Source organism: Paraburkholderia jirisanensis, from assembly GCF_054782355.1.
The window spans coordinates 1-6384 of sequence record NZ_BAAGSQ010000019.1; the positions used below are offsets into that span (position 1 = coordinate 1).

Genomic DNA, 6384 nt, shown 5'->3' on the forward strand with positions numbered 1-6384 from the left:
GTGCCGCATGACGAACGCACGCCGAGCTCCGCCGAACTGCGCGCGTTCCTCGCCGACCAGCTCGCCGAGTACATGGTGCCCGCCGCATTCGTCGTGCTGCCCGCGCTGCCGCTCACCCCCAACGGCAAGCTCGACCGCCAGGCGCTACCCGCGCCCGACCAGGGCGCGCTCGCCACCCGCGCCTATGAGGCTCCGCTCGGCGAGGTCGAAACCACGCTCGCCGCGATCTGGCAGCAGCTGCTCGGCATCGAACGCGTCGGCCGCAACGATCACTTCTTCGAGCTCGGCGGTCACTCGCTGCTCGCCGTACAGCTGATGACGCGCATCCGCGAATCGTTCGGCATCGAAGTCTTACTGAAGTCCCTGTTCGACGGCCCGCTGCTGTCCCAGCTGGCGGACCACCTGACGTCCCTGCTCCTCGGTCACCTCCCGGCGCAACACATGGCCGACCTGGCAGAAGACCTGGACAACCTGTCCGAGAGCGAGCTGCTTGCACTTTTAAACGAGGAAATCGAAAGTGAATAAGAGAACTTTGGATATCGAGCAACTGAAACGTGCAGTCCTGCTGCAACGCGCCCAGCAGCGCGGCGAACTGCGACGCCCCGAAGAGGCTGCAGAGGCGCTGCCGCAGGCCGACCGCAGCCAGCCGCTGCCGCTGTCGTTCGCGCAGCAACGGCTGTGGTTCCTCAACGAACTCGATCAGGCCGCCGGCGCCGCGTATCACATGCCTGCCGCGCTGCGTCTGTCCGGCAAGCTGCAGCGCGACGCGCTGCGCGCGACGCTCGACCGGCTGATCGCGCGGCACGAAATCCTGCGCACCACGCTCGCGATGCACGACGGCCAGCCGGTCCAGCGCATCGCGCCGCCGGGCACGCCGTTCGCGCTCGTCGAAAGCGACCTGCGCACGCTCGATGAAGCCGCACAGCAGACCGAAGTCGAACGCATCAGCCGCGACGAAGCGACGGCCGCCTTCGATCTGTCGAAGGGCCCGCTGATCCGCGGCCAGCTGCTGCAACTCGGCGAACGCGAACACATCCTGCTGCTCACGCAGCATCACGTCATTTCCGACGGCTGGTCGGTGGGTCTGCTGATCGACGAAGTCAGCACGCTGTACGCTGCCTTCTGCCAGCAGCAGCCCGACCCGCTGCCGCCGCTGCCGGTGCAGTACGCCGACTACGCGGCGTGGCAGCGTCAATGGCTGCAAGGCCCGCGGCTGCAACGCCAGATCGACTTCTGGAAAGACCATCTGCACGGCGCGCCCGCGCTGCTGGAATTGCCCACCGACCGCCCGCGCCCGGCCGTACAGAGCTATAGCGGCGACCACGTACCGTTCGCGCTGTCGCCGCAACTCAGCGAGTCGCTGCGCAGCCTCAGCCAGCAGCACGGTGCCACGCTGTTCATGACGCTGTTCGCCGGCTGGGCCTTGCTGCTCGCGCGCCTTGCCAACCAGCAGGAATGCGTGGTCGGCACGCCGGTCGCGAACCGCCCGCGCGCCGAACTCGAAAAGCTGCTCGGCCTGTTCGTCAATACGCTGGCGTTGCGCGTGGATCTGACCGGCAACCCGAGCGTCGCGCAACTGCTTGCGCAGGTGCGCGATACGGCGCTCGCCGCATACGCGCATCAGGACCTGCCGTTCGAGCAGGTGGTCGAAGCATTGCAGCCCGCCCGCAGCCTGAGCTACAGCCCGATCTTCCAGGTCGGCATCACGCTCGACAATACGCCGGCCGATACCGAGCTCGCTGCGACCGGCCTGACGATGAGCCCGATCGGGCAAGTGCAAAGCACCTCGCAGTTCGACCTCGTGCTGCTGCTCTCCGACGACGGCAATACGATTAACGGCCATATCGGCTATGCGAGCGATCTGTTCGAGCGCGCTACGGTCGAGCGCTTCGCGCGCCATCTCGAAGTGTTGCTCGGCGCGATGGCCGCCGACACCGACCAACCGGTCGCGACGCTGCCGCTGCTCGACGATGCGCAGCGCAAGCAGGTGCTGGTCGACTTCAACGACACGCAGGCCGATTACCCGCAAGACACCGTCGTGCACGCGCTGTTCGAACAGCAGGTCGAACGGGCGCCGCATGCGATCGCTACGGTATTCGAAGACCAGCACCTGAGCTACCGCGAACTGAACGTACGCGCCAACCAGCTCGCGCATCATCTGCTCACGCTCGGCGTGAAACCGGACGACCGCGTGGCGATCTGCGTCGAACGCAGCATCGACATGGTGGTCGGCATGCTCGGCATCCTGAAGGCCGGCGCGGCCTATGTGCCGCTCGATCCGGCTTATCCGGCGGACCGACTCGCCTACATGCTGGAGGACAGCACACCGGTCGCGCTGCTGTCGCAACAGGCGCTGCGCGATACGCTGCCGGCTCATTCAGTGCCGCTGCTGTTGCTTGACGACGCCGCCACCCGCGCCGCGCTCGCGCTGCTGCCCGACAGCAATCCGCAGCCGCGCGGGCTGAACCTTACCGCATCGAACCTCGCCTATGTGATCTACACGTCCGGCTCGACCGGCAAACCGAAGGGCGTGATGGTCGAGCATCGCGGCGTGTGCAATCTGGCCGCCGCGCAGATCCGCTTCTTCGGTGTCCAGCCGGACAGCCGCGTGCTGCAGTTCGCGTCGTTCAGCTTCGACGCCTGCACGTCCGAGATCGCGATGGCCCTGTGCCGTGGCGCGAGCCTGCATCTCGCGTCGCGCGACGACCTGATGCCGGGCGAAGCGCTGCGCGCGACCTTGCGTCAAGGCCGCATCACGCACGTGACGCTGCCGCCGATCGTGGCCGGCTCGTTCACCACCGATGAAGGGCTCGAAACGCTCGAGACGCTGGCCGTGGCAGGCGAAGCCTGCCCGCCGGCACTGGCCGACCAGTGGGCCGCCGGGCGGCGCTTTATCAACGCCTACGGTCCGACCGAAATCACCGTCTGTGCAAGCATGCATCTGTGCATGCCGGATCATCAAGGCAGCGTGCCGATCGGCAAGCCGATGGACAACACCCGCATCTACATTCTCGATGCGAATCTGCAGCCGGTGCCGGTTGGCGTGTCAGGCGAAATGTACGTTGGTGGCGTGGGCGTGGCGCGCGGTTATCTGAACCGTCCGGAACTGAGCGCCGAGCGTTTCATTGCCGACCCGTTCGGCAGCCAGGCCGGTGCCCGTCTGTACAAGACCGGCGACCTCGCGCGCTGGCTCGTCGACGGCTCGATCGAATACATGGGCCGCAACGACACGCAGGTCAAGCTGCGCGGCTTTCGCATCGAACCCGGCGAAATCGAGGCACGTCTGCGTCAGCATCCGCAAGTGCGCGACGCCGCCGTGATTTCGCGTGAAGACCGGCCGGGCGACAAGCGGCTGGTCGCCTATGTGGCGACGTCGAAGAAGGTCGAACTGTGGCCGTCGGTGTCCGAGTTCTACGTGTACGACGAGTTGCTGTATCACGCGATGGCCAATCACCTGACGCGCAACCGCTGCTACGCGAACGCGTTCGCCAAGCATCTGCCGGGCAAGACGGTGGTCGAGATCGGGCCGGGCCCGCACGCGGTGCTCTCGCGCATGGCGATCGATGCCGGCGCGAGCAAGGTGTATGCGATCGAACTGCTGGAGACCACCTATCACCTGGCGCGCGCGAAGGTCAAACAGCTCGGGCTCGAAGACCGCATCATCGTGCTGCACGGCGACGCGACGAAGATCGAATTGCCGGAGCCGGTCGACTATTGCATTTCGGAGATCATCGGCAATATCGGCGGCAGCGAAGGCTCGGCGGTGATCATCAACAATTCGCGGCGCTTCCTGAAGAATCCGGCCAACATGATTCCGCAGCGCACGCTGACGCAGATCGCGGCCGTGTCGCTGACGGAAGACCTGTTCGATTACGCGTTCACCGAGACCACCGCTCACTACGTCGAGCAGATTTTCGAGGAAACCGGCTCGCCGTTCGATCTGCGCATCTGCGTGAAGGACCTGCCGGCCAGCGCGATTCTGAGCAATGCGCAGCCGTACGAGGACCTCGATTACACCACCGCGATCACGCTCGAAACCGATCATCCGATCGAACTGCGTTTCGACAAGGCGGGCAGCGTGACAGGCTTCGTCGTGTGGATGCTGCTGCTGGTGGATGAGGACAATCCGCTCGATACGCTCGCCGATCAGGGCAGCTGGCTGCCGGTGTATTTCCCGGTGTTCACGCAAGGCGTGCCGGTGCAGGCCGGCGACGTGTTGCGCGCGACGATTTCGCGACGCCTGACCGACAACGGCTTGAACCCGGACTTCCATATCGACGGCGCGATCGTTCGCGCGAATGGCGAGACCGTCGCTTTCAATCATGCGATGCCGCACCGCAGCGCCGGATTCCGCACGTCGCCGTTCTATCAGCGGCTGTTCAGCGATGGCGAGATTCCGGTGCGTGCGCGCGTGCTGCCGCAATCGCTGAAGGACCATTTGACCGCGGTGCTGCCGGAGTACATGGTGCCGGGCGCGTTCGTCGAGTTGCAGGCGCTGCCGTTGACGCCGAACGGCAAGCTCGACCGCCGTGCGCTGCCCGCGCCCGACACGACGTCGGTCGTCACGCGCGATTACGAGGCGCCGCAGGGCGATATCGAAGCGATGCTGGCCGGCATCTGGCAGCAGCTGCTCGGCATCCAGCGGGTCGGCCGGCGCGATCATTTCTTTGAACTGGGCGGGCACTCGCTGCTTGCGGTGCAGTTGCTCGCGCGGCTGCGTCAGCAATTCGATATCGAAGTGCCGCTGCGCGACCTGTTTGCGCAGCCCACGCTCGATGCGCTCGCGCAGCTGGTGGCGCACGGCTCGCGTGCGAGCCTGCCGGCGATCGGGCGCTGCGAGCGCAGCCTGCCGCTGCAGCTTTCGTTTGCGCAGCAACGCCTGTGGTTCCTCGACCGGCTCGATCATGCTGCCAGTGCGGCGTATCACATGCCCGCGGCGCTGCGTCTGGCCGGCAACCTGCAGCGTGACGCGCTGCGCGCGACGCTCGACCGCTTGCTCGAACGGCACGAGATCCTGCGTACGTCGTTTGCGCTGCATGAAGGGCAGCCGGTGCAGCATATCGCTGCGCTGGGTACGCCGTTCCCGCTCGTGGAGACGGATCTGCGTACGCTCGATGCTGCCGCTCAACAGGCCGAAGTGGAGCGCATCAGCCAGCTTGAAGCAAGCGCGCCCTTCGATCTCGCCACCGGTCCGCTGATCCGTGGCCAGTTGCTGCAGTTGGGCGAACACGAGCACATCCTGCTCGTCACGCAGCATCACATCATCTCCGACGGCTGGTCGATTGGCCTGCTGATCGACGAGGTCAGCACGCTCTACGCTGCGTTCTGCCAGCAGCAGCCTGACCCGCTGCCCGAACAGCCCGTGCAGTACGCGGACTACGCGGCATGGCAGCGCCAGTGGCTGCACGGCGAGGTGCTGCAGCAGCAGCTCGGGTTCTGGAAGAACCACCTGCTTGGCGCACCTGCGCTGCTCGAACTGCCGACCGACCGCCAACGTCCTGCCGTGCAGAGCTACGCTGGCGCCAGCGTGCCGTTCGCACTGCCCGCCCAGCTCAGCGCGTCGCTGCGTATGCTCAGCCAGCAGCACGGCACCACGCTGTTCATGACGCTGCTCGCAGGTTGGTCCGTGCTGCTCGCACGTCTGGCCAACCAGCAGGAGGTGGTAATCGGCACGCCGGTCGCCAACCGTCCGCGTGCGGAACTCGAAAAGCTGCTCGGCTTCTTCGTCAACACGCTGGCCTTGCGCGTGAATCTGGAGCACAACCCGAGCGTGTCGCAACTGCTGTCGCAAGTCCGCGAAACGGCGCTGGCCGCCTACGCGCATCAGGACCTGCCATTCGAACAGGTGGTCGAAGCGCTGCAGCCCGCCCGTACCCTCAGCCACAGCCCGGTGTTCCAGGTCATGCTCAGCATGGACAACACACCGGATGTCGAGCTGTCGCTGCCGGGCCTCGTGCTCGCTGCCGTACCGCAAGCGCAGACCACCACACAGTTCGACCTGTCGCTGACGGTCAGCGACGACGGCATCACGATCTCCGGCAAGCTCGAATACGCACAGAGCCTGTTCGACGCAGCAACTGTCGAACGCTTCGCGCGTCAGTTCCAGATGCTGCTCGATGCGATGACCACCGACGCCGATCGCTCCGTCGGTACGCTCGCACTGCTCGACGACGAGCAGCGCCAGCAATTGCTGGTGGGCTTTAATGACACGGCTGTCGATTATCCGCGCGACACGTTTGTGCATGCGCTGTTTGAACAGCAGGTCGAGGCGACGCCCGATGCCGTGGCTGCGGTGTTTGAAGCGCAGCAGGTTTCGTATCGCGAGCTCAATGCGCGGGCGAATCAGCTTGCGCATCATCTGCTGTCGCTGGGGGTGCAGCCGGA

The 6384-nt window shown here is 65.7% G+C and carries 2 protein-coding genes; both read left to right on the plus strand.

Features of this window, described 5'->3' with window-relative positions:
• Positions 1-525: phosphopantetheine-binding protein (locus ACYVNQ_RS09255; RefSeq protein WP_460902194.1), on the plus strand; the 525-nt coding region annotated here is incomplete at its 5' end.
• On the plus strand, positions 518-6384 hold a 5867-nt coding region (locus ACYVNQ_RS09260; RefSeq protein ID WP_460902195.1), incomplete at its 3' end, for a non-ribosomal peptide synthetase. The genes ACYVNQ_RS09255 and ACYVNQ_RS09260, both read left to right, overlap by 8 nt.